The sequence below is a fragment of the Actinomadura sp. 6K520 genome, from assembly GCF_004349245.1.
In the GTDB taxonomy this organism is placed as follows: Bacteria; Actinomycetota; Actinomycetes; order Streptosporangiales; family Streptosporangiaceae; genus Spirillospora.
The window spans coordinates 39,408-62,371 of sequence record NZ_SMLC01000024.1; the positions used below are offsets into that span (position 1 = coordinate 39,408).

Here is a 22,964-nt window from a genome sequence, read left to right on the forward strand (position 1 = left end):
CGGTACGGGATCGGGTGGCGCCGCCCGTCGTCACCCGGTCGCCCTGCGAGCCAGCCTCACCCCGATTGGACGTCCCGTCAACAACGAGCAAGCGTTCGCTTGACGAGGTGGGGGCTGCGGCGGGACCGTGATCCGGACGGTACGGCGGAGGGGGCGGGATGGCGCTGCTGGACGGGCTGCGGGTTCTTGATCTGACGATGTGGCGGCCCGGTCCGTACGCGACGCAGCTGCTGGCCCAGCTCGGTGCGGACGTGATCAAGGTGGAGCCGCCCGGCGGGGAGCCGATGCGGATGTTCCGGAGCCACTTCGACGTCCTCAACCGGCACAAGCGCAGCATGGTGCTCGACCTCAAGTCGGAGGACGGGCTGGCGCGGTGCCTGGAGCTCGCCGGGGGCGCGGAGGTGTTCGTGGAGGGATTCCGGCCGGGAGTCGCCGACCGGCTCGGCGTGGGGTACGGGGCGCTGCGCGAACGCAACCCCGCGCTCGTCTACTGCTCCATTTCCGGCTACGGCGCCGAAGGGCCGCTGTCGGACGTCCCCGGGCACGACATCAACTATCGGGCCTATGCGGCCGCGCTGCCGCCGGACGCCGTGTCGCCGGAGGCCGACGAGCTGCCGGTGGCGGACATGGCGGCCGCCACGATGGCCGCCTTCGCGATCAGCGCGGGCTGCCTGAAGGCGCGGGCCACCGGTGCCGGCGACCGGATCGACCTCGGGATGGCGGACGTCCTCGCGCACTGGGTCGGCACCGTCCCGGAGGCGACGCGACGGTCGGGGGCGGGCCCGGTCCCGGGCTACGGCGTCTATCCGACGAAGGACGGCCAGAAGATCACGCTCGGTGTCGTCTCCGAAGACCGGCTCTGGGGCGCGACCTGCCGCGCTCTGGGGATCGGCGAGCACGCGGACGTTCCCTTCGCCGAGCGGCTGGGCAGGATCGGGGAGCTGGACGGGGCCGTGACCGCGGCGGTGGCGAAGCTCACCCGGGCGGAGGCCGTCGAGCTGCTGACCGCGGCCGGTGCGCCCGTCGCTCCTGTGCTGTCGCACGCCGAGATGCTGGGCCTCGACCACTTCGGTCAGCGTGCGGTGCAGGAGGAGGGGCCGGTGCGGACGACCGTCCACCCGCCGCTGCCCGAAGGCCCCGTCGCCGGGCTGGACGAGCATCGCGGGCAGATCTGGCGGAGTCGCACGGCCTGAAAATCAGGTGGGAATGTCCGGCTTGTTTGGCATGCTGGGGACGTGAGCCCACGTGCGATGAGTCCCGTCCTGGTCGGCAGATCCGCCGAGCTGGCGGAGTTGGCGGACGCGCTCGCCGCCGCACCCGGGGCCGTGCTCATCGGCGGTGACGCCGGTGTCGGCAAGACCCGGCTGATCCGCGAGTACGCCCGGTCCGTGGACGCCCGGGTGCTCGCCGGCGGCTGCCTGGAACTCGGCTCCGACGGCCTTCCGTTCGCGCCGTTCACGACCGTCCTGCGCGACCTCGTCCGCGACATCGGCACCGACGGGGTCGCCGGGCTCGTGCCGCGCGGCGACACCGGCGGACTCGCCCGGCTGCTGCCCGAGTTCGGGGAGCCGGAGAGCGACGCCGCGTCCGGCGAGGAGCGCGCGCGCCTGTTCGAGGTCATGCTGACGCTGCTGGAGCGGCTGGCCGAGCGCGGCCCGGTCGTGCTGGTCGTGGAGGACGCGCACTGGGCCGACCGCTCCACCCGCGACCTGCTGGCCTTCCTGATCCGCAACCTCGGCACCGCGCCGATCCTTATCGTCGTGACGTACCGGTCGGACGAGCTGCACCGCAGCCATCCGCTGCGCCCGCTGCTCGCCGGGCTGGAGCGGGTGGAGCACGTGCGGCGCGCGGAGATCGCGCCGCTGACCCGCACGGACATCGCCGCGCTCGTGACCGAGCTGCTCGGCCGGACGCCGCCGCCCGGCCTGGTCGAGCGGATCGCCGTCCGCAGCGAGGGCAACCCGCTGTTCATCGAGGCGCTGCTCGACGACGACGGCACGCTGGCGTGCGAACTGCCCGAGTCGCTGCGCGACCTGCTGCTCGCCGGTGTGCAGCGGCTCCCGGAGGAGACGCAGGACGTGCTGCGGGACGCGAGCGGCGGCGGCACCCGCATCGAGCACGCGCTGCTGGCGGCCGTCACCGGCCTCGGCGACGGCGGGCTGACCCGCGCGCTGCGTCCCGCCGTCGCCGCGAACGTCCTCGTCGTGGAGGGCGACGGCTACGCGTTCCGGCACGCGCTGATCCGCGAGGTCATCCACGACGACCTGCTGCCCGGCGAGCACACGCGGCTCCACCGCCGCTACGCGGAGGCGCTGGAGAACGATCCCGGGCTCGTTCCGGCGGGACGGCTATGGGTCGAGCTCAGCCACCACTGGAAGGCCGCCCACGACAGCACGTGGGCGCTGGTCGCGTCGTGGCGGGCCGCCGCCGACGCGCGCAAGGCCCTCGCCTACGCCGAATGCCTGGCGATGCTGTCGAGCGTCCTCGAACTGTGGGACCGGGTCCCGGACGCGGCCGAACGCATCGGCGCCGACCACGGCACCGTCCTGGAGCAGGCCGCGGCCGCCGCGGACCAGGCCGGCGAGTTCGACCGCGGCATCAAGCTCGTCACCGCGGCGCTGCGCGAGGTCGACGGCGTCCGGGAGGGGGCCGGTGACCGCGACCCGGCCCGCGTGGCGATGCTGCTGGAACTGCGCGGGCGCATGCGCTACCAGATGGCGCGCCCGGGTTTCGTCGAGGACCTGCGGTCCGCCGTGGCGATGCTGCCGGCCGACCCGCCGACGGCGCTGCGTGCGCGGGCGCTGTCCACGCTGGGGAACTACGTCCGCCTCACCCCCGAGATCGACGAGGCGCGCAACGCGGCGGACGAGGCGCTGGCGGTCGCCCGCGCGCTCGGCGACCCGGTCACCGAGGCCGAGGCGCTGATCACCCGGTTCTGCGCCGACGTCGACTACATCGACGAGGAGAACCTCGCCGAGATCGACCGGACGGTGGTGAGCATCGGCGACCAGCGGGTCCTGCTGCGCTTCCACGTGATCAAGTCGCATTTCCTGGAGGGCGCGGGACGGCACGAGGAGGCCGCCGCGGTCGCCGGGCGCGGCATCGAGCTCGCCCGCGAGTTCGGGGTGGCCCGCACGCAGGGCACGTCCCTGTCCATCAACACGGCCGAGCCGCTGGTGTCGCTCGGCCGGTGGGACGAGGCGACCGCCGTGCTGAACCAGGCGATGGAGCAGGATCCGGCCGTGACGACCCGGACGTCGCTGCTCGTCCTGTCCGGCTGGCTGGCGCTGGCGCGCGGCGACCTGCCCACCGCGCGGAAGCGGCTGGCCGGCTCCCGCGAGATCATGAACCTCAAGATGAAGTGGCTGAAGACCCAGGACTACTTCAGCACCCTCTGGCTCGAGGCCAACGTCGCGCTTGCGGAGGGACGCCCCGAGGCCGGGCTGGACGCGGTCCGTCCGGTCCTGGAGAACCCCGGCCTGCCCGACGACGCCCGGTACGCGTGGCCCGCGCTGGTCACCGGCGCGTCGATCTGCGCGGAGCTCGGCGACGCCGCCGCCGACGACCTGCGGCGCATCGAGGAACGCGCCGCCGGCCTCAACGTCGTCGGCCCGCTCCAGGACGCGCATCGGCGCACGTTCGCCGCCGCGGCCGCTCGCGCCCGCGGCGTCCTCGACCTCGCCGCCTGGGAGGCTGCCGCGGCGGCATGGGAGGCGCTCGGCAACCCGTACCAGCGGGCGTGCGCGCTGCTCAACGCGGCGCGGGCCGCGCTGGCGGACGGCGACCACGACGCGGCCGCGGTCCGGCTGCGCACCGCGGCGGAGCTGGCCGGCGGCCTCGGCGCCGTCCCGCTCGGCGATCGCGTCGCCGACCTGCTGCGCCGCACCCGCACCGCCCGCGGGGGCGAGTCCGCGGCACCGCTGGGGCTGACGCCGCGCGAGTACGAGGTGCTGCGCCTGGTCGCCGAGGGCCGCAGCAACCGCGACATCGCCGAGGCGCTGTTCATCTCGGTGAAGACCGCCAGCGTGCACGTCTCCAACATCCTCGGGAAGCTGGACGTGGCCAGCCGCGGCGAGGCGGCCGCGACCGCGCACCGCCTGTCGCTGTTCGGCGTCCCGGCCGGGCGGGACGGCGCCCCGGTGGGCTGATCCGGTGGGCTGATTCGGTGGCGGGGATCTCCCCTCCGCAGGACCCCCGCCGCCGAACCGTCGGACCACACGGGAACTTCGTGGCCGGCCTTCGCGGTGACGTCCCGCGGAAGCAGGCGGTGCTTCGCCGCCCGGAGAGGCGGCCCGTCATCGTTCCGGCCACTGCACAGTTTCGCGGTCGAGGGGCCGCGGTGTGCTGGACGACATACCGGTTCGCGGCGCTGGAAAAAAGCGACGGGGACGGATCACGTTCCGTGATCCGTCCCCGTTCCGGCCTGCGCGGGCGTGCCCGGGTGGGTCAGCGCGGCACGCGGGCGACGCAGAACACCGTCTGCCCGAACGGCGGCTTGACCACGCGCTCGATGGTGCGGGTGAGCGGCACGACCGTCCGGTCGTAGATCTTGACGAGCTTCGGGTCGGGGTAGCCGGCGCCGCCGCGGCGGACCGCGAACCACCAGGCGATCCCGCCCAGGAAGTTGATCGGCTTGAGCACCTCGGGGACGAGGCCCGCCTCGCGGACCGACGCCTCCAGCGTCTTCGGCGTGTAGCGGGTGACGTGCCCGACCTTGCGGTCGAAGTCCCCGTAGAGCTGCATGTAGCCGGGCACCCAGATGACGATCCGGCCGCCGGGCTCGGTGACGGCGGCGAGGTCGCGCAGCGCCTGGACGTCGTCCTTGATGTGCTCCAGGACGTTCATCATCACGACGGTGTCGACCTTCCGCCGGATCACGATGTCGGCGGGCAGCGCCAGGTCGATGACCTCGACGTCGTCGCTGCCGTCGTAGCGCTTGCGCAGCTCGCCGACGCAGTACGGGTCGTTGTCGCTGACGACGAGGTAGTCGAGGCGCCCGGCGAACTGCTCGGAGAAGTGCCCGAGACCCGAGCCGACCTCCAGCATGGACCGCCCGACGTGCGGCGCGACGGTCTCGTACTCGTACTTGCGGTAGTTGCGGGCCTCGTCCCCGCCCAGGTGGTTCTCCAGCGCGCCATCTCCGGCGGCGGGCTGGACGACGTCCCCGTCCGCGCCCCCGCCCGGCGGCGCCGGAGCGGCGGCGCCGGAGCTCTTCGGGCGGCTGCCGACGAGGCTGAGGAGGGTTCCTGCGATGGACTTCTTCTGACCAGTTGAGTGCATTGTTCCCGCTCGCTGGGTGCGTGGGCGCTCGGATTCTCGTTCGCCGGATCGCATGACCTGATCCGCTCGGACGGTCCGATCTCTGGCGCGAAGCCGGGCCAGTCTACCCAGCCGCGGGCGGCCGGCGCCCGGCGGTGACCGTGCGCCGCCCTCGCCGGCCGCCTTGACCAGCCGTCTCGGTCAGCCAATGGTGCGATGGACGTCCTCCTTCTCGCTCGCACCCGGCTCGGACGGCGCGATCCACGGCCCGGGGATGGACGGATCCAGGACGCCCTCCTCCACCCAGGCGAAGTCGCCCTTGAGGACGGCGCGGGCCAGTTTCGCGTCCACCGCGTCGGTGTTGCGCCACAGCCCGTCGAACAGCTCCTCGACCCGGACGCGCGCCTGCCGGCAGAACGCGTCCGCGAGCAGCACGGCCGACTTCCCGGGCGCCGTGGCGGGCCCCTCGCCGCCGGGGCCGGCGCTCGCGAGCGGACCCGCCGCGGACGAGTCGGCCTGCGCGCGGACGCACACCGCGCTCATCGCGAACAGCTCGGCGCCGATGTCGACCATCCGGCCGAGGAAGCCCTGCCGCTGCTCCAGGCCGCCCTGCCAGCGCCCGGCCGCGTAGAAGATCGACCGGGCCAGCTTGCGGGAGGACCGCTCGACGAACCGCAGGTGCCGCGCCAGCGCCCCGAACTCGGCGTAGGACTTCGGGCGCTGCCCGGCCCCGGTGACCAGCGTCGGCAGCCAGCGCGCGTAGAACCCGCCCGCCTTCGCCGCCGCCCGCGCCTTCGTCCCGGCGGACGCGTCCGGGTCGATGATGTCCCCGGCGACCGACAGGTGCGCGTCCACCGCCTCGCGGGCGATCAGCAGGTGCATGATCTCGGTGGAGCCCTCGAAGATCCGGTTGATGCGCAGGTCGCGGAACAGCTGCTCGGCGGGCACCCCGCGCTCGCCGCGCGCCGCGAGCGACTCGGCGGTCTCGTAGCCGCGCCCGCCGCGCAGCTGGATCAGCTCGTCGGCGGCGCGGCACGCCATCTCCGACGACCACAGCTTCGCCAGCGCCGCCTCGATCCGGATGTCGTTGCGCTCGTCGTCGGCGAGCTGGCTGGACAGGTCGAGCATCGCCTCCATCGCGTACGCGGTCGCCGCGATGAACGAGATCTTGCGGGAGACGGCCTCGTGCTCGCCGACCGGCCGGCCCCACTGCACCCGCTCCCGGGACCACTCCCGCGCGATCTTCGCGGCCCACTTGCCGCCCGCCGCGCAGATCGCGGGCAGCGACAGCCGCCCGGTGTTCAGCGTGGTCAGCGCGACCTTCAGGCCCGCGCCCTCCTTGCCGATCAGGTTCGCCTTGGGGACGCGGACGTCGTGGAACCGGGTGACGCCGTTCTCGATGCCGCGCAGCCCCATGAACGCGTTGCGGTTCTCCACGGTGATGCCGGGCGTGGACATGTCCACGACGAACGCGGAGATGCCGCCGCGGCGGTCCTCCGACTTCGGGACGCGCGCCATGACGACGACGAGGTCGGCGACGACGCCGTTGGTCGTCCACAGCTTGACGCCGTTGAGGACGTAGTCGTCGCCGTCGGGGACGGCGGTGGCGCGCAGCCGGGCCGGGTCGGAGCCGACGTCGGGCTCGGTGAGCAGGAACGCGCTGATCTGCCGGGCGCAGCGCGGCAGCCACTCGTCCTTCTGCTCCCGCGTCCCGAACATCTTGATCGGCTGCGGGACGCCGATGGACTGGTGCGCGGACAGCAGCGCGCCGAGGGCCGGGTTGACCGACCCGGCGACCATCAGGGCGCGCCCGTAGTAGAGCTGGCTGAGGCCGAGGCCGCCGTACTTCTCAGGGATCTTCATGCCGAGCGCGCCGAGGTCCCGCAGGCCCTCGATGACGTCGTCCGGAATCCGCGACTCCCGCTCGATCAGCGCCGGGTCGATCTTCGTGGCGCAGAACTCGGTGAGCCGCGCGAGGAACTCCTCGCCCTTGCGGCGGGCCTCCTCGTCCGGCCGGGGATGGGGGTGGACGAGGTCGAGGCGGAAGTCCCCGAGGAAGAGCTGCTTGCCGAAGCTCGGCAGCCGCCACTCGGTCTCCCGCGCCTCTTCGGCGACCTTTCGCGCGGTCCGCTCGTCCACGTGCTGCCCGGCCTGCGCGGGGCTGGTCTGGCTCATGCGTCCTCCTCGGGCGGGTCCTCGGATGCGACATGGCTCCGCCCCGAAGTTACTCCCAGGTCGTACTTCTGAGTAGTCCCGTACATGTGAGCGCCCTTTCCCCAGGCGGTATCGGGAAACCCTCCGCGAGCCCACGTCAGAAGTGATCAAATGGAGGGCGACCGTCGCCGAGGCCTTGACCGGACCAGGCCAGAGGGGTTCGCTGTGGGTAATGGATGAGACACGCAAACCCACACTCATCGCTTCGGTGCAGCGTGCCCTGCGCCTCATGGAAGTGGTCGCGTCGCATCCGAACGGCGCCCCCGCCAAGCAGCTCGCGAGAGAGGCCCGGCTGCCCCTCGCCACCACCTACCACCTGCTGCGCACCCTCGCGCACGAGGGCTACGCGACGCGCCTGCCGGACGGCGTCTGGGTGCTGGGCGAGCGGGTCGAGGCGCTGCACGGGCAGAGCAGGGCGCAGCAGCTGCTGGCCCGCATCCGCCCCACCCTGATGGACCTGCGGGACGAGCTGGGCGTCGCGGCGTACTTCAGCATGCACATGGACGACGAGATCCGCCTCATCGACATCGCCGACGGCCCGCGCGCCCCCCGCGTCGACGTCTGGGTCGGCTTCGAGGACGCCGCGCACGCCACCGCGATCGGCAAGTGCGTCCTCAGCCAGTTCGACGAGGAGCGCCGCCGCGACTACCTGGCGCGGCACCCGCTCGTCGACCTGACCCCGCACACCATCACCGACCCCGGCCGGCTGTTTAGGTCTCTCGAATCGCCGAGCGGCCTGCAGTACGACCGCGAGGAGTACGCCCTCGGCACCGCCTGCGCCGCCGTCCCGGTCACCGACGCCGCGGGCACCGTCCTGGGCGCCCTCGCCATCTCCTGCCGCCCCGCCAAGCTCGCCAGGGTCGAACGCTCCGCCCACCTGATGCGCGCCACCGCCGACGAGATCCAGCGCACCCTGACCCTCACCCCCTGACCCGGTCCTCAGGAGACGCGGCGGCGCGTCCAGTAGAAGCAGAACCCCGTCAGGCCGAGGGTGAGGATGGCGAACAGCCCCGTCTCGGCCCACTGGAGCGGCCAGAAACGATCGGCGGGGTGGTAGACCACATGCTGCCTGTAGCCGAGTCGCGCGAACGCGTCGAAGCACTCCTGAGCCGGTCCGGCGGGGCCTTTCGCGCCCGGCCGGGGTCCCGGCGGGGCGCACGGTCCCGGGCCGAGGGAGGCGGGCAGGTGCTCGACCTCGCGGCCGGACGCGTCGACGGTGTGGTTCGCGAGCGTCCAGGCCCCGGCCTCCGCCTGGGTCCGCACGATCAGGCTGTCGTTGTGCAGCATCAGCGAGTCCAGGTTGTCGGACGTGATCGCGACGGTGCCGCTCTCCGGCGGGATGAGGTGCGGGCGGACCCACAGCGGCACCGCGACCTGGACGGCGGCGAACACGGCGAGCGTGATCGCCATGGCGGGCAGGGTGCGGCGGACGAGCACCCCGACGGTGACGCCGAGCGCGAACGCGAACGCCGCGTAGCCGACCGGGGCGATGCCGTGCGCGTCGAACAGCAGCGGCATGATCCGCGAGGAGCGGGTGGCCGCGGCCGCGGCCAGGGGGTCGGACCACCGGTCCACGGCGAAGACGGCGATCCCGGCGGCCGCCATGGAGGCCGACCCGACGAGGCCGAGCTTGACGGCCAGCCAGCGGGTGCGCGGCACGCTCTGGTTCCACGCGAGGCGGTGCGTTCCGGCCTCGATCTCCCGGGCGATCAGGGGCGCGCCCCAGAAGACGCCGAGGAGACCCGGAAGGCCGACCACGATGGCGAGCAGCGCGCCGTAGTACGCCTGGTGCTCGGTGACGAACTGCCGAGCGAACTCGTTGCACGCGTCCTTGGTGGTGCAGGATGCGATCCCGGTGGCGTACTCGTCCGCGAGGCCCGGACCGGTGAGCGCCAGGGCGGCGCCGAGGACGGCGAGGCCGGCGAACACGACCGCGCCCTGGACGCGGAACTGCCGGAGCGTCAGCCAGATCATCGGATCGCCTCCAGTTTGCGGCGGGACGGCGCGGGGTTCATGTAGGCGAGCACGAGGTCTTCCAGCCCGACCGGGCCGACCGTCCACGCGGGGTCATGGATCGGGCCGTCCGTCCGGACGATGAGGGTGCTCTGCCGGTCGGTGTGGCTCTCGGAGACGACCTCCTGGTCCGCGGGGAGGGTGGCCGGGTCGCGGCGCGGCCCGGTCAGCCGGTGGTGGGCGGTGAGCAGGTCGTCGACGTCCCCGGCGACCCGGACGCGCGACTCCACGAGCACGATGAGGTAGTCGCAGGTCCGTTCCAGGTCGTTCACCAGGTGGGACGACAGGAGGACGCTCAGCGAGTGCTCGACCGCGGCCTCCATCAGGCCCTGCAGGAACTCGCGGCGGGCCAGCGGGTCGAGCGCCGCGACCGGTTCGTCCAGGACGAGCAGCTCGGGCCGCTTCGCGACGCCGAGGGTGAGGGCCAGCTGGGCGCGCTGCCCGCCGGACAGCTTCCCGGCTTTGCGCGCGGGGTCCAAGCCGAGCCGCTCGACGCGTTCCCGGGCGAGGGCGGCGTCCCAGCCGGGGTTGAGCCGCGTCCCCAGCTTCAGATGCTCGGCGACGGTCAGCCCGGCGTAGGTGGGCGTGTCCTGGGCGACGTATCCGACCTTGGCGAGCTGCTCCGGCCCGCTCGCCGGCCGCCCGCCGAGCACCCGGATGCCGCCCGCGGAGGGCGAGAGCTGGCCGACCGCCAGGTTCAGCAGCGTCGTCTTGCCCGCGCCGTTCGGGCCGACGAGGCCGACGACCCGTCCCGCCGGGATGTCGAGTGTGCAGTCGGAGAGCGCCCAGCGCTTCCCGTATCGCTTGCCCAGGCCCTCGGCCTGGAGGGCGGCGGTCATGCTATGTCCTCCTGATGGGCGGACCGAAACGTCGTCATGAACAGCGCCTCGATGCTCTCGTCGTCCAGCCCGGCGAGCCGCGCCTTGGCCAGCCAGCGCTGCAGGTCCTTGCGCAGCGGGCCGTGGGCGGCGAGCGACTCGCCGGCCAGCGTCCGCGTCACGAACGTCCCGACGCCCGGACGCGGTGCGACGAGGCCCTCGTGCTCCAGCTCCCGGTACGCCTTGAGCACGGTGTTCGGGTTGATGGCGAGCTTGGCCACCACGTCCTTGACCGTCGGCAGTTGATCGCCCACCCGCAGGAGGTCGAGCCGCAGTGCGTGCCGCACCTGCTGGACGAGCTGCATGTACGGCGACACTCCCGACCCGGAGTCGAGATGGAACTCGATCACCGCCACCTCCATTTAACTAGGATGCTAGCACTTTAGGCGTCTGGTACTCCCGGATGTCAACCTGGAAACGGATTCGTGGGCGTTTTGTGCCGGGGGCGTAGTTCGGCGATGCTGGGGGGCGTGTCAACGGAGACTCTGAGCGGCGCCGCCGAGTTGCGCGCCCAACTGCACGGGCTGCCGGGCGTGGACCGGGTCGGGGCCGAGGAACGGGCCGCGCGGCTGGCGACCCGGTCGATCAAGACGACGGCCAAGGCCGCGGCGATCGACCTGGCGATCTCGATGGTGGACCTGACCACCCTGGAGGGCGCCGACACCGCCGGGAAGGTGCGGGCGCTGTGCGCCAAGGCCGCGCACCCGGACCCGGCGGACGCGTCGGTGCCGCGGGTGGCGGCGGTGTGCGTCTACTCCGACCTGGTGGGCGTCGCCGTCCAGGCGCTGGAGGGGACGGGCATCGGCGTCGCGAGCGTGGCGACGTCGTTCCCCTCGGGACGGGCGCCGCTGGAGGCGAAGCTGGCCGACACGCGGGCGGCGGTGGCCGCGGGCGCGGCGGAGATCGACATGGTGATCGACCGGGGCGCGTTCCTGGCCGGCGACTACGCCAAGGTCTTCGCGGAGATCGTCGCGGTCAAGGAGACCTGCGGCGACGCGCACCTGAAGGTGATCCTGGAGACCGGGGAACTGGCCACGCTCGACAACGTGCGGCGTGCCTCGTGGCTCGCGATGCGGGCCGGCGCGGACTTCATCAAGACCTCGACCGGGAAGGTGTCGCCCGCGGCGACGCTCCCGGTGACGCTGGTGATGCTGGAGGCCGTCCGCGACTACCGGGCGGCCACGGGACGGCAGGTCGGCGTCAAGCCGGCGGGCGGGATCCGCACCACCAAGGACGCGATCAAGTACCTGGTGCTGGTGAACGAGACCGCCGGGCCGGACTGGCTGACGCCCGACTGGTTCCGGCTCGGGGCGTCCAGCGTGCTGAACGACCTGCTGATGCAGCGCCGCAAGCTGGCCACCGGGGTGTACTCCGGTCCCGACTACTTCACCCTGGACTGAGCGATGGCTTCTGAGAACGTCTTCGAGTACGCGCCGGCGCCCGAGTCCCGTTCCGTCGTCGACATCCGCGGCTCCTACGGGCTGTTCGTCGACGGGGAGTTCACCGACGGGCACGGCGAGCCGTTCAAGACGATCAACCCCGCCGACGAGAGCGTGCTGGCCGACGTCGCCCGCGCCGACGAGGCGGACGTCGACCGCGCCGTCAAGGCCGCCCGCAAGGCGTTCGACAAGGTGTGGGGGCCGGTGCCGGGGCGCGAGCGCGCCAAGTACCTGTACCGCATCGCCCGGATCGTCCAGGAGCGCTCGCGGGAGCTGGCGGTGCTGGAGTCGATCGACAACGGCAAGCCGATCCGCGAGTCGCGGGACGTGGACGTGCCGCTGGTCGCCGCGCACTTCTTCTACTACGCCGGGTGGGCCGACAAGCTGCGGCACGCCGGGTTCGGGGACGACCCGAGGCCGCTGGGCGTGGCGGGCCAGGTGATCCCGTGGAACTTCCCGCTGCTGATGCTGGCCTGGAAGATCGCCCCCGCGCTGGCGTGCGGCAACACCGTCGTGCTCAAGCCCGCCGAGACGACCCCGCTGACGGCGCTGCTGTTCGCCGACATCTGCCGGCAGGCCGAGCTGCCGCCGGGCGTCGTCAACATCGTCACGGGCGCGGGGGAGACCGGCCGCGCCCTCGTCGCGCACGACGGGATCGACAAGGTCGCCTTCACCGGCTCGACCGACGTCGGCCGGCAGATCGCCCGGGTCGTCGCCGGGACGAGGAAGAAGCTCACCCTCGAACTCGGCGGCAAGGCCGCCAACATCGTGTTCGACGACGCCGCGCTCGACCAGGCCGTCGAAGGCATCGTGAACGGCATCTTCTTCAACCAGGGCCACGTGTGCTGCGCGGGGTCGCGGCTGCTGGTCCAGGAGTCGGTCGCCGGGGAGCTGCTGGAGCGGCTGAAGGCCCGGATGGCGACGCTGCGGGTCGGGGACCCGCTCGACAAGAACACCGACGTCGGCGCGATCAACTCCGCCGCCCAGCTCGCCAAGATCCGGGAACTGTCGGACGCGGGCGAGCGGGAGGGGGCCGCGCGCTGGTCGCCGCCCTGCGAGCTGCCCGCCCAGGGCTTCTGGTTCGCACCGACGGTCTTCACCGACGTGGCGCAGTCGCACCGGATCGCCCGCGAGGAGATCTTCGGGCCCGTCCTCTCGGTGCTGACGTTCCGGACGCCGGAGGAGGCCGTGACCAAGGCCAACAACACGCCCTACGGGCTGTCCGCCGGGATCTGGACGGAGAAGGGCTCGCGGATCCTCTGGACGGCGCAGCGGCTCCGCGCCGGCGTGGTCTGGGCCAACACCTTCAACAAGTTCGATCCGGCCTCCCCGTTCGGCGGCTACAAGGAATCGGGGTTCGGCCGCGAGGGCGGACGCCACGGACTGGAGGGCTACCTCAGTGTCTGACAAGGCAGGATCCGAGCGTCTCGCGGTGCGCAAGACCTACAAGCTGTTCATCGGCGGCGCGTTCCCCCGTTCCGAATCCGGCAGGTCGTACGTGGTCACCGACGCCAAGGGCCGTTTCGTCGCCAACGCGTCCCGCGCGTCCCGCAAGGACGCCCGCGACGCGGTCGTCGCGGCCCGCAAGGCGTTCCCCGGCTGGTCGGGCCGGACCGCCTACAACCGCGGCCAGATCCTCTACCGCGTCGCCGAGATGCTCGAAGGGCGGCGCGACCAGTTCACCGCCGAACTGCGCGGGACGGGCCTGAGCAGGTCGCAGGCCGCCGCCGAGGCGGACGCCGCCGTCGACCGGTGGGTCTGGTACGCGGGCTGGGCCGACAAGATCTCCGCGGTCGCCGGCTCGGCGAACCCGGTGTCCGGCCCGTTCTTCAACTTCTCCACGCCCGAGCCCACCGGCGTCGTCGCCGTCGTCGCGCCCGACTCGCCGCTGCTCGGCCTCGTGTCGGTCGTGGCCCCGGTGATCGTGTCCGGGAATACCGCCGTCGTGGTCGCGTCCGAACCGGCGCCCCTGCCGGCGGTCACGCTGGCCGAGGTGCTGGCCACGTCCGACCTGCCCGGCGGCGTGGTCAACATCCTGACCGGGCACCGCGCCGAACTCGCGCCGTGGCTCGCCGACCACATGGACGTCAACGCCGTCGACCTCACCGGGGCGGCGCCCGGGGACGTCCCTGACCTTGAGGAGCGCGCCGCGGGGAACCTCAAGCGCGTGCTGCGCCCGGACGGCGAGGGCTGGACCGCGGAGCCGGGAACCGCCCGGCTGACCGCGTTCCTGGAGACCAAGACCGTCTGGCATCCCGTGGGCGTCTGAGCTGAAATCACGCTGCGTGTGTAGAGGGTCGCTTTCGGTGGAATAGATCTCCCCTCGGCTGATCATCACTGGGGGGAGATCAGTGGCTACCAAGACCGCGAAGACCGCGTCTGCGAAAAAGTCCACGACGGCGAGGAAACCGGCGGCGAAGACGTCGGCGGCCAGGTCGTCCTCGAAGACCACGGCGAGCCGTTCGACGGCCGCGAAGAACGGCACGTCGAAGAAGGCGGCCTCGTCCAGCCGGACGTCGGCGTCGGCGTCGGCGGCCGCGACCCGCGTCACGAAGGCGGCGAGCGAGGCCAAGACGGCCGCGACGCAGATGAAGTCGCTGGCGACCAAGGCGTCCTCGTCCGCCAAGGCCATGACGGCGATGACGAAGGCGATGACCAGCGCGACCAAGGCGATGGCCGACGCCGCGAAGGCGATGGACTCGGCCGCGAAGGCCATCACCACGACGGCCAGGCCGGCGACCAGCAGGAGCACCGGCACGAAGAGCACGGGTAACAAGAGCACGGGCACCAAGAGCGCGGGCACCAAGAGCACCGCATCGAAGAGCTCCGGGACCAAGAGCACCGCGAAGAGCACCGGCGGGACGAAGAGCACCGCGAAGAGGACCACGGCCGCCAAGTCCGGCACGCCCCGCAGGACGTCGGCCGCGAGCAGCGGCTCCTCGGCCCGCACGAGCGCGTCGAAGTCCACGGCGGCGAAGCCGAAGCCGTCCGGCAGCACGCGGAAGGCCGCCACCTCCGGGACGAGGACGGCGGCGTCCTCGCTCGTCGAGCCGAAGACCGGCCCGCTCCAGCACTCGACGCGGACGGACGGCGGGTTCCTCACCGGGCTCACCGAAACCGGCGACCGTGGCCGCTGACGGGTCGATGGACGAGACGGACATCCTGGCGCGCATCGACGAGTACGTCGGTGAGGAGCAGCGGCTCCGCGAGCGCTACCGGCGCGACGAGCTGGCACGCGAGGAGGAGCACCGGCGGCTGGAGGCGCTCGAGGTCGCGCTGGACCAGTGCTGGGATCTGCTGCGCCGCCGCCGGGCCCGGCTGGAGGCCGGCGGCGACCCCGGCGGCGAGCGGGCCCGGCCGCCGGACGAGGTCGAAGGCCACCTGCAGTGACCCCGGCGAGGCGGCGCGGGCCGCTGCGGTTCGGCGTGTCCCTCGCACCGGACATGGCCGCCCCGCTGATCCGCACCGCGCAGGACGCCGACCGGTTCGGCCTCGACCTCCTCGGCGTCCGCGACCAGCCGTACCGCCGCGACACCGCGGACGCGCCGACGCTGATGGCGGCGGTGCTGGCCGGCACGTCCCGCATCCGGGTGCTCTCCGCGGTGGCGTGCCTGCCGCTGCGCCCGCCCGCGGTGCTGGCCAAGGCCATCGCGACGATGGACCGGCTCAGCGGCGGCCGCGTCGAACTCGGCCTCGGCGCGGGCACCACCTGGGACGGCATCGAGGCGTACGGGGGCGGACGGCTCGGAGCCGCCGCGGCCCGCCGCGCCCTCGAAGAGGCCGTGCAGGTCATCCGGCTGCACTGGAGCGACCAGAACGGGCTGCGCCTCCACGGCGACCACTACCGCTTCACGGTCGTGCAGGGCGGCCCCGTTCCGGCACACCAGATCGGCATCTGGCTCGGCGTCACGGGCCCGCGCGGCATCGACCTCGCCGGCCGCGTCGCCGACGGCTGGATCGCGCCGTCGTCGCTCGTCCCGCCGAAACGGCTCGCCGACGGGCAGCGGCGCCTGGACGCCGCCGCGGCCGCCGCGGGCCGCGACCCCGCCGCGATCCGCCGCTGCTACGTCCTGGAAGGCGTGATCGACGGCCAGGGCAGCCGCGGCTTCCTGCACGGCCCGTCCCGCCAGTGGGTCTACGAACTGACGGAACTGGCCGTCGGCCACGGCGTCGACACGTTCCTGTACGCCGGCGCCCCGGAGCAGCTCGCGGAGTTCGCCCTGGAAATCGTCCCGGCCGTCCGCGAACAGATCACCAAAGAGAGGTCCGGAGCCGTGTCCGCCCAAGGGACACCTGGAACCCCCGGCTGAGCATCACATGCGTTCGGGGGTGGGGACGCCCAGGAGGGACAGGCCGGTCACCAGGGTGCGCAGGGTCGCGGCGCAGAGGGCCAGGCGGGAGGCCCTGGTCTCGTCGTCCGGGGCCTTCAGGACCGGGCAGTTCTCGTAGAACGTCGTGTAGGCGTCCGCGACCGCGTAGATGTAGCTCGCCAGGCGGTGCGGCTCGGCGGTGTCGCCGGCCTGCTTGAGGGCGGCGCCGAAGCCGAGCAGTTCCAGCGCCAGCGCCCGCTCGGCGGGGTGGCCGAGCACGATCGGGCCCGTCGCGGCCTCCGGTGCGAGCCCGCCCTTACGGAAGATCGACCGGATCCGCGCCGCCGCGTACTGCAGGTACGGGCCGGTCTTGCCGTTGAACGAGATCATCCGGTCGAAGTCGAAGATGTACTCGCTGTCGCGGGCGACCGACAGGTCGGCGTACTTCACCGCGCCCATGGCGACGTCCTGGACGATCACGTCCCGGGTCGCGTCGTCGAAGGGCTCGTCGTGCTGGATCTCGTCGAACACGGCGCCGGCCCGCTCGACGGCCTCGTCCAGCAGTTCGGAGAGCTTGACGGTGCCGCCCGCGCGGGTCCGCAGGATCTTGCCGTCGGTGCCGAGGACGTTGCCGATCTGGGCGTGCTCCGCCCTGACCTCGTCGTTCAGCCAGCCGGCCATCCGCGACACGGCGAACACCATCTGGAAGTGCAGCGACTGTGGGGCGCCAACCACGTAGATCATGCGGTCGACGTGCTCGGTGTCGACCCGGTACCGGATCGTCGCGAGGTCGGTGGTGGAGTAGTTGTAGCCGCCGTCGCTCTTGCGGATGATCACGGGCAGCGGCTCGCCCTCGCGGCCGGTGAAGCCGGGCGGGAACGCGCACAGCGCCCCGTCGCTGATCACCGCGATGCCCTTCTCCTCCAGCTCCCGGGCGGTGGGGGCGAGCAGGTCGTTGTAGAAGCTCTCGCCCTTGATGTCGTCGTCGGTGAGCGTGACGCCGAGCCGCCCGTAGACGTCGTTGAAGTACCGCTTGGACACGTCCACGAGGACCTGCCACAGCCGCAGCGTCTCCGGGTCGCCCGCCTGGAGGCTGACGACCCGCGTGCGGGACCGGCCGGCGAACTCCGCGTCGCCGTCGAACTTCTCCCGCGCGGCCTGGTAGAACGCGGTCAGGTCGCGGACGGACGAGTCGTCCCGCGCGGCGGCGTCCTCGCCGAGGTCGAGCAGGTGCTCGATCAGCATGCCGAACGGGGTGCCCCAGTCGCCGACGTGGTTGTCGCGGACGACGTCGTGGCCGAGGAACGCCAGGATCCGCGCGATCGCGTCCCCGACGATCGTGGTCCGCAGGTGCCCGACGTGCATCTCCTTCGCCACGTTCGGGGAGGAGTACTCGACCACGACCTTCTGCGGCTTGTCCGCGGGCGGGACGGCGAGCCGCTCGTCCTCCAGCGTCCGCTGCGCCTCCGCGGCGATCCACGCGTCGCTCAGCGTCAGGTTGACGAAGCCGGGCCCGCTGACCTGGACGTCCGCCACCACACCGGCGGTGTCGAGGTTCGCGATGATCTCCTCCGCCACCTCTCGCGGCTTGCGGCCCAGCTTCTTGGCCAGCGGCAGCGCCACGTTGGCCTGAAGGTCGGCGAACTGCGACGGCCGGATGACCGGGTCGGTGTCCGCGTACGACGGTCCGAAGGCGGCGCTGAGCGCGGCCTGGACCCGGGCGGCGAGTACGAGTTGCGGATCGGGCATGTGCCAAGGTTATCGGCGCGCGGCCGTCGACCGGACCCGATTTACGCCCGGGGCTACGGCGCGGCGGGCGGCTCCTTGCGGTCGGGCACGGTGTCGCCGGCGGGCCGCGCCTCCGGCAGCCGCGGGACGTCCTCGGGGGTCCGGTCCGGCTGGGCGGCCCGGTCGGGCTGCCGGTCGGAGCCGTCCCGGTCGCCGTGCGTCCAGCGTCCGAACCGCGACGTGCGGGTCAGCGCGACCTGCTCGCGGATCCGCTCGACGATCCGCCCGGCGGCGAGCCGGTGCGCGAGGTCGCACGCCGACGTGACGGCGCGGGCCCGGGACGCGCCGTGCGCGATGACGACCGTCCCGTTCAGGCCGAGCAGGACGCCGCCGCCGTAGGTGTCGGGGTCGAGGCGGTCGCGGAGGTCCTGGAGGCGGCGGCGCTGCAGGAGGGCGCCCATCCGCGCGGCCGGGGTGGACGTCATCGCGTCGCGGACCTCCGCGAAGGCCGTCCGGATCGTGCCCTCCATGGTCTTGAGGGCGACGTTGCCGGTGAACCCGTCGGTGACGACGACGTCCACCCGGCCGGTCAGGAGGTCGTGGCCCTCGACGTTGCCCGCGAACTCCATGCCGTGGTTGCCGGTGGTGAGCAGCTCATGGGCGCGCTTGGTCGTCTTGTTGCCCTTGCCCGGTTCGGTGCCGATCGTGAGGAGCCCGACGGACGGGCGTTCCAGCCCGAGCAGGATCTGCGCGTAGGCGGTGCCGAGCGCGGCGAACTGGACGAGGCCCTCCGGCTTGACGTCCGTGGTGGCGCCCGCGTCCAGCAGGATCGTGGGCCGCGGCCGCGTCGGCAGCGTCACCGCGATCGCCGGGCGCAGCACGCCCTGCTGCCCCTTCAGCCGCAGCCGCGACGTCGCCACGACCCCGGCGGTGCTGCCCGCCGACACCAGCGCCGACGCCCGGCCCTGCTTGATCAGATGGCAGGCGATCGCGATGGACGAGCGGGGCTTGCGCCAGCTCGCCAGCGCGCCCTCGCCCATGTCGAGGGCCTCGTCGGCGTGCACGATCGGGATCTTGCCGACCATGCCGTACAGGTCCAGCTCCCGCCGGATCCGCCACGCCTGCCCGACCAGCACGAGGCGCACGTCGTGGTCGCGGACCGCGTCCACCGCCCCGGCGACGATCTCCGCCGGGGCGTGGTCGCCGCCCATCGTGTCCACCGCGATGGGCAGCGGGCGGGGCGCCGCCCTGCGGCGAGGCGTCGCGGGGCGCGGCGGCTCGCCATCGCCGGTCATGGCCGCTCCAGAAGGGTGAAAGAACGCGGTGCGCCGCAAGAACGCAGCTCATCGCATCGTAGGACGTTATTTCACCCGGCTTGACGGCACCCGGCCGGAGTGGTGATCGTCACCCTCCCGGCTAGCCCTCCTCGCCGTGGCAGTCGGCGCCCAGGCACGGCGCGTTCTCCACCACCGGTTCGCCGGCGACGAGGATCGTGTAGTGGCTCTCGGCCGTCTCCCGTTCCGCGCTGCCGAAGACCGCGACCGGCTTCTTGTCCGAGGTCGCACCGGTGCAGGACACGCGCAGCTTGTCCTTCGTCCGGCCCGCCAGGTCCTCGCACTTCAGCGGCCCGGCGAGCCGCACACCGCGCTCGTGCAGCTCGGCGGCGGCCGTCGCCGGCAGCGCCTTCCGCATCGCCGCCTGGGTCTGGTACGTGAGCTCCTCGCCGCGGAACGCCAGGTACGCGATGGCGCCGCCCGCCAGTGCCAGCACGAGGAGCGCGGCGGCGCCCAGGATCAGGATCTTCTTACGGCCCAGCCGCTGGACCGTCTGACTCATCTCCACACAGGTGTAGTCACCGAGAGTGCGAGAGCATATGCACCGGGTGATGGATCTTTTCGTTCCGTATGCGGATTCGTTGCCGCTCCGCGAGTCAGGCGCCCTCGCGCTCCGCGAGTTCCGCGCCGCACACCTCGGCCACCGCGTCGGCGAGCACGCCGGGGCGGTCGAGCGGCACCATGTGGAGGGCGTCCCGGAGCACGACGTGCCGCCCGCGCGGGCTCATCGCGGCGAGCCGCGCGTGCCCCCGCGACCACTCCCGCTTCCTGCCGGGCCCGGCCACGTCTCCCAGCGCCGTCACGACCACGAGCGGGACGGGCGGGAACGCCCGCCGCTCGCGCAGCCCCGCCAGGTCGGCGGCCGTCTCCCGGTAGGCGAGTTCCTCCGCGAGCACCGTCCCGATGACCGTCCCGCGCCCGTACACCCCGCGGATGACGTCCGCCGGGACGGCGTCCTCGCGGCGGCTCGTCCCCCGGAGGGCCAGCCGCCGTCCGAACGGTCCGGCGGCCCGCGCCAGCCGGGTCGCGCCGAGCAGGACACCGGCCGCCGTGGCCAGCGGGGTCAGCGCCGCCGCCGGACGGACGGCCGCACGCGCATCGGGCTCGTGGCTCGGGTCGACGAGCACCATCCCCCGCACGAGGTCGGGCCGCAGCCTGGCCAGCGCCTCGGCGTGGAACGCGGCCATCGAGTGCGCGAGGACGACCACCGGCCGCCCGGCCCGCTCGGCCAGCGCCTCCAGGATCGCGGCGTCGCGGCGCAGCGTGGGCCGGGCGACCCCGGCGGGGCTGAGGCCGAGCCCCGGACGGTCGAACACGGTCACCCGGTACCGCTCCCGCAGGAGGGCGGCGGTCGGGTCCCAGTCGAACCAGGCGCCGCCGAGCCCGGAGCTCAGCAGCAGCGGAATCCCGGCCACCGGCCCGGACTCGACGGCGTGCACCTGCTCGCGCCCCACGTTCACGATCTCGCCCATCGTGCCCCCTCGACCGCCCGGTCCCGTCCCGCCGGGCCCAGTATTTCCGAAGGCCACCGCCGCGGGTGACCGGGCGGCGCGCCCGCGAAACCCCTGGCAGCGTCCGATGCCGGTGCCCGCTGCGAAACCTTGCCCGCTACCGAACGAAGAAGTTGACGTGCCGTAGTCGTTGTACAACCGGCGAAAAGTCAACGATGATGTCCAGGCGATTTGTCTGGATCGTCCTTGACCAGCTTTTTTCCGACGGGCTAGGGGGTATCAATTCGGCAGGAACACGTCCCAAACGGTTGAATGGGGGTGTCCCACCACCTTCGGCTCACGGTCCGTGACGAAGCACCCGGGGGGTGCGCTTCCCCGCTGACAGCAAGGAGTACCAACACGTGACACTGGTGAACGACGCGGCGCCAGCAGTGCGGTCCACGGGTCGCAAGTTCCGCGCCTTCACGGCGAAGCACCTCGACGAACTGACCGCTCGCGCGGGCCTGTCGCCCGCACAGCGCCTCGCGACCCGGGCGGTGGCCACGGTCCTGCCGTTCCGGACGAACGCGTACGTCATCGAGGAGCTCATCGACTGGTCGGCCGCGCCCGACGACCCGATCTACCGGCTGGTGTTCCCGCAGGAGGACATGCTCCCGCCCGAGGACGTCGCGCACCTGTCCGACCTCCTGCGCCGCGAGGCGCCCAAGGCCGAGATCGAGGCCGCCGCCCACCGCGTGCGGATGAAGCTGAACCCGCACCCCGCCGGACAGATGGAACTCAACATTCCGAGCTTCGGCGACGGCAAGATCCCCGGGATGCAGCACAAGTACGACGAGACCGTCCTGTACTTCCCCAAGCAGGGCCAGACCTGCCACGCGTACTGCACGTACTGCTTCCGCTGGGCGCAGTTCGTCGGCGAGGCCGACCTCAAGATGGCCGGCGACGACGTCACCGCCCTGCGCGACTACATCGTCTCGCACCCCGAGGTGACCAGCGTGCTGTTCACCGGCGGCGACGCCATGATCATGGGCGAGACCGTGCTGCGCCGCTACGTCGAGCCGCTGCTCGAACTCGACCAGCTCGAATCGATCCGCATCGGCACCAAGTCCCTCGCCTACTGGCCGCAGAAGTTCGTCACCGACCCGGACGCCGACGACATGCTCCGCATGTTCGAGCAGGTCGTGGCGTCGGGCAAGAACCTGGCGTTCATGGCGCACTTCTCCCACCCGCGCGAGCTCGAACCGCTCATGGTCGCCGAGGCGTGCCGCCGCATCCGCGACACCGGCGCGGTCATCCGCACCCAGGCCCCGCTGATCCGGACGATCAACGACCGCGCCGCCGACTGGGAGAGCATGTGGCGCACCCAGACCCGGATGGGCCTGATCCCGTACTACATGTTCGTCGAGCGCGACACGGGCCCGCAGGACTACTTCGCCGTCCCGCTCGCCGAGGCGTACGCGATATTCCGGGACGCCTACAAGAACGTCTCCGGCCTCGCCCGCACCGTCCGCGGCCCGTCCATGTCCGCCACCCCGGGCAAGGTCTGCGTGGACGGCGTCGTGGACCTGGCCGGCGAGAAGGCGTTCGCGCTCCACCTCATCCAGTGCCGCGACGCCGACCTGGTGGGCAAGCCCTTCTACGCCCAGTACGACCCCAACGCGGTCTGGCTGGACGACCTGAAGCCCGCCTTCGCCGACCACTTCCCCTGGCAGAAGTAGGACGGCGCGTGGCGGGGGTGAATACCCCGTCTTGGAGATGACCTCAGCCGGTGCCACGGGTCGTGCGGCCGGAGGTCGCTCTGCGACCGGAGGCCGCACGACCCGCCGCACGGCGGGCCGTTTCACGAGACGCGCAGCGGATCGGGAAACGGTTCGCCGTGCGGAGCGGGGGTTCCAGGGGGTCGCCCCCTTGGGCAGTACAGCCGTTTCACGAGACGCGGAGCGGATCGGGAACGGTTCGCCGTGCGCAACGGGGGTTCCAGGGGGTCGCCCCCCTGGGCCAACACTGCCCCCTGGGCTAATACGGCCGGGCGTCTGGCCGTATTCCTTGGTGAAGGCCGTGATGAAGGCCGATGCGCTGGCGTAGCCGACCTTGTGGGCGACCTTGGTGACGGGGTGGGAGTCCAGGAGGACGCGGGCGGCGCGCAGGCGGAGGCGGGTCCGCCACTGGGTGTAGGGCATGCCGAACTCGCGTACGAAGTCGCGTTGCAGTGTCTTGGCGCTCACGCGCAGCCGCTCGGCCCATTCGTCGAGGCGGGTCGGGTCGGCGGGGTCGTGGGAGAGGGCGCGGGCGACGGTCAGCGCCAGGCCGGCGCCGTGGACGTGCGCCAGGGGCGTGG

Annotated in this window: 19 protein-coding genes and 1 pseudogene; 10 read left to right on the forward strand and 10 right to left on the reverse strand. The window is 72.6% G+C overall.

The annotated features are described in order from the left end of the window. Window positions 1-158 precede the first annotated feature (158 nt). Both E1289_RS09300 and E1289_RS40090 read left to right on the forward strand, forming a co-directional pair. On the forward strand, window positions 159-1,193 hold the full coding sequence (locus E1289_RS09300) for a CoA transferase (protein WP_131977471.1): 1,035 nt from the start codon (window positions 159-161) through the stop codon (window positions 1,191-1,193). Between the two features lie 42 nt (window positions 1,194-1,235). Then, entirely contained in the window at window positions 1,236-4,148 is a 2,913-nt protein-coding gene (locus tag E1289_RS40090) for a helix-turn-helix transcriptional regulator (RefSeq protein ID WP_279487146.1), read from the forward strand. A 298-nt stretch (window positions 4,149-4,446) separates the two neighbouring features. Here E1289_RS40090 and E1289_RS09310 read toward each other — a convergent pair whose 3' ends face one another. Next, window positions 4,447-5,280, reverse strand: a complete 834-nt coding sequence (locus tag E1289_RS09310) for a methyltransferase domain-containing protein (RefSeq protein WP_131977473.1) — start codon at window positions 5,278-5,280, stop codon at window positions 4,447-4,449. A gap of 180 nt (window positions 5,281-5,460) precedes the next feature. Beyond that, complete coding sequence (locus E1289_RS09315; protein WP_131977475.1) at window positions 5,461-7,434, reverse strand: acyl-CoA dehydrogenase family protein; 1,974 nt, start codon at window positions 7,432-7,434, stop codon at window positions 5,461-5,463. A 211-nt stretch (window positions 7,435-7,645) separates the two neighbouring features. On the opposite strand from E1289_RS09315, the gene E1289_RS09320 reads away from it, so the two are divergent. Further along, complete coding sequence (locus tag E1289_RS09320; protein WP_131977477.1) at window positions 7,646-8,404, forward strand: IclR family transcriptional regulator; 759 nt, start codon at window positions 7,646-7,648, stop codon at window positions 8,402-8,404. Between the two features lie 8 nt (window positions 8,405-8,412). Here the strand turns inward: E1289_RS09320 and E1289_RS09325 are convergent, their stop codons facing one another. Genes E1289_RS09325 through E1289_RS09335 form a run of 3 tightly spaced genes read right to left on the reverse strand, consistent with a single transcriptional unit; the run spans window position 8,413 to window position 10,726 of the window. Further along, complete coding sequence (locus tag E1289_RS09325; RefSeq protein ID WP_131977479.1) at window positions 8,413-9,447, reverse strand: ABC transporter permease subunit; 1,035 nt, start codon at window positions 9,445-9,447, stop codon at window positions 8,413-8,415. Then, entirely contained in the window at window positions 9,444-10,325 is an 882-nt protein-coding gene (locus tag E1289_RS09330; RefSeq protein ID WP_131977481.1) for an ABC transporter ATP-binding protein, read from the reverse strand. The genes E1289_RS09325 and E1289_RS09330 overlap by 4 nt, the downstream gene beginning before the upstream one ends. Next, window positions 10,322-10,726, reverse strand: a complete 405-nt coding sequence (locus tag E1289_RS09335) for a GntR family transcriptional regulator (RefSeq protein ID WP_131977483.1) — start codon at window positions 10,724-10,726, stop codon at window positions 10,322-10,324. The genes E1289_RS09330 and E1289_RS09335 overlap by 4 nt, the downstream gene beginning before the upstream one ends. Before the next feature lie 96 nt (window positions 10,727-10,822). Between E1289_RS09335 and deoC the strand changes: the two genes are divergently transcribed. The 6 genes from deoC (at window position 10,823) to E1289_RS09365 (ending at window position 16,113) form a co-directional block, all read left to right on the forward strand. Further along, window positions 10,823-11,764: a deoxyribose-phosphate aldolase gene (deoC, locus tag E1289_RS09340; RefSeq protein ID WP_131977486.1), complete on the forward strand. Its 942-nt coding sequence runs from the start codon at window positions 10,823-10,825 to the stop codon at window positions 11,762-11,764. A 3-nt stretch (window positions 11,765-11,767) separates the two neighbouring features. Beyond that, window positions 11,768-13,210 (forward strand): aldehyde dehydrogenase family protein, encoded by a 1,443-nt coding sequence (locus E1289_RS09345; protein ID WP_131977489.1) that lies wholly within the window; start codon window positions 11,768-11,770, stop codon window positions 13,208-13,210. Beyond that, on the forward strand, window positions 13,203-14,072 hold the full coding sequence (locus tag E1289_RS09350) for an aldehyde dehydrogenase family protein (RefSeq protein ID WP_131977492.1): 870 nt from the start codon (window positions 13,203-13,205) through the stop codon (window positions 14,070-14,072). Before E1289_RS09345 ends, E1289_RS09350 begins: the two co-directional genes overlap by 8 nt. Window positions 14,073-14,154: 82 nt before the next feature. Beyond that, window positions 14,155-14,940 (forward strand): hypothetical protein, encoded by a 786-nt coding sequence (locus E1289_RS09355; RefSeq protein WP_131977495.1) that lies wholly within the window; start codon window positions 14,155-14,157, stop codon window positions 14,938-14,940. After that, window positions 14,930-15,193, forward strand: a complete 264-nt coding sequence (locus tag E1289_RS09360) for a DUF2630 family protein (RefSeq protein WP_243712714.1) — start codon at window positions 14,930-14,932, stop codon at window positions 15,191-15,193. Before E1289_RS09355 ends, E1289_RS09360 begins: the two co-directional genes overlap by 11 nt. Beyond that, the gene (locus E1289_RS09365; RefSeq protein ID WP_243712715.1) at window positions 15,190-16,113 is read left to right on the forward strand and encodes an LLM class flavin-dependent oxidoreductase; all 924 of its coding nucleotides are present in this window, start codon (window positions 15,190-15,192) and stop codon (window positions 16,111-16,113) included. The genes E1289_RS09360 and E1289_RS09365 overlap by 4 nt, the downstream gene beginning before the upstream one ends. Before the next feature lie 3 nt (window positions 16,114-16,116). Here E1289_RS09365 and argS read toward each other — a convergent pair whose 3' ends face one another. The 4 genes from argS to E1289_RS09385 all read right to left on the reverse strand — a co-directional run bounded on the left by argS (window position 16,117) and on the right by E1289_RS09385 (window position 20,647). Next, window positions 16,117-17,862 carry an arginine--tRNA ligase gene (gene argS, locus E1289_RS09370; protein ID WP_131977498.1) on the reverse strand — a complete coding sequence of 582 codons (1,746 nt, stop codon included), beginning with the start codon at window positions 17,860-17,862 and terminating at the stop codon, window positions 16,117-16,119. 53 nt (window positions 17,863-17,915) lie between these two features. Continuing rightward, window positions 17,916-19,136: a phosphate acyltransferase PlsX gene (gene plsX / locus E1289_RS09375; protein WP_165970398.1), complete on the reverse strand. Its 1,221-nt coding sequence runs from the start codon at window positions 19,134-19,136 to the stop codon at window positions 17,916-17,918. A 121-nt stretch (window positions 19,137-19,257) separates the two neighbouring features. Then, a complete protein-coding gene (locus E1289_RS09380; RefSeq protein ID WP_131977502.1) occupies window positions 19,258-19,677 on the reverse strand; it encodes a hypothetical protein in 420 nt (139 codons plus the stop codon). Window positions 19,678-19,771: 94 nt separating this feature from the next. Beyond that, entirely contained in the window at window positions 19,772-20,647 is an 876-nt protein-coding gene (locus E1289_RS09385; RefSeq protein ID WP_131977505.1) for an alpha/beta hydrolase, read from the reverse strand. Between the two features lie 380 nt (window positions 20,648-21,027). Here E1289_RS09385 and E1289_RS09390 point away from each other — a divergent pair, with 380 nt between their 5' ends. Then, window positions 21,028-22,344 carry a lysine 2,3-aminomutase gene (locus E1289_RS09390; protein WP_207928878.1) on the forward strand — a complete coding sequence of 439 codons (1,317 nt, stop codon included), beginning with the start codon at window positions 21,028-21,030 and terminating at the stop codon, window positions 22,342-22,344. Between the two features lie 363 nt (window positions 22,345-22,707). On the opposite strand, the pseudogene E1289_RS39510 reads toward E1289_RS09390, so the two are convergent. After that, window positions 22,708-22,851: pseudogene (locus E1289_RS39510) on the reverse strand (helix-turn-helix domain-containing protein); the annotation flags it as partial. Window positions 22,852-22,964 lie beyond the last annotated feature (113 nt).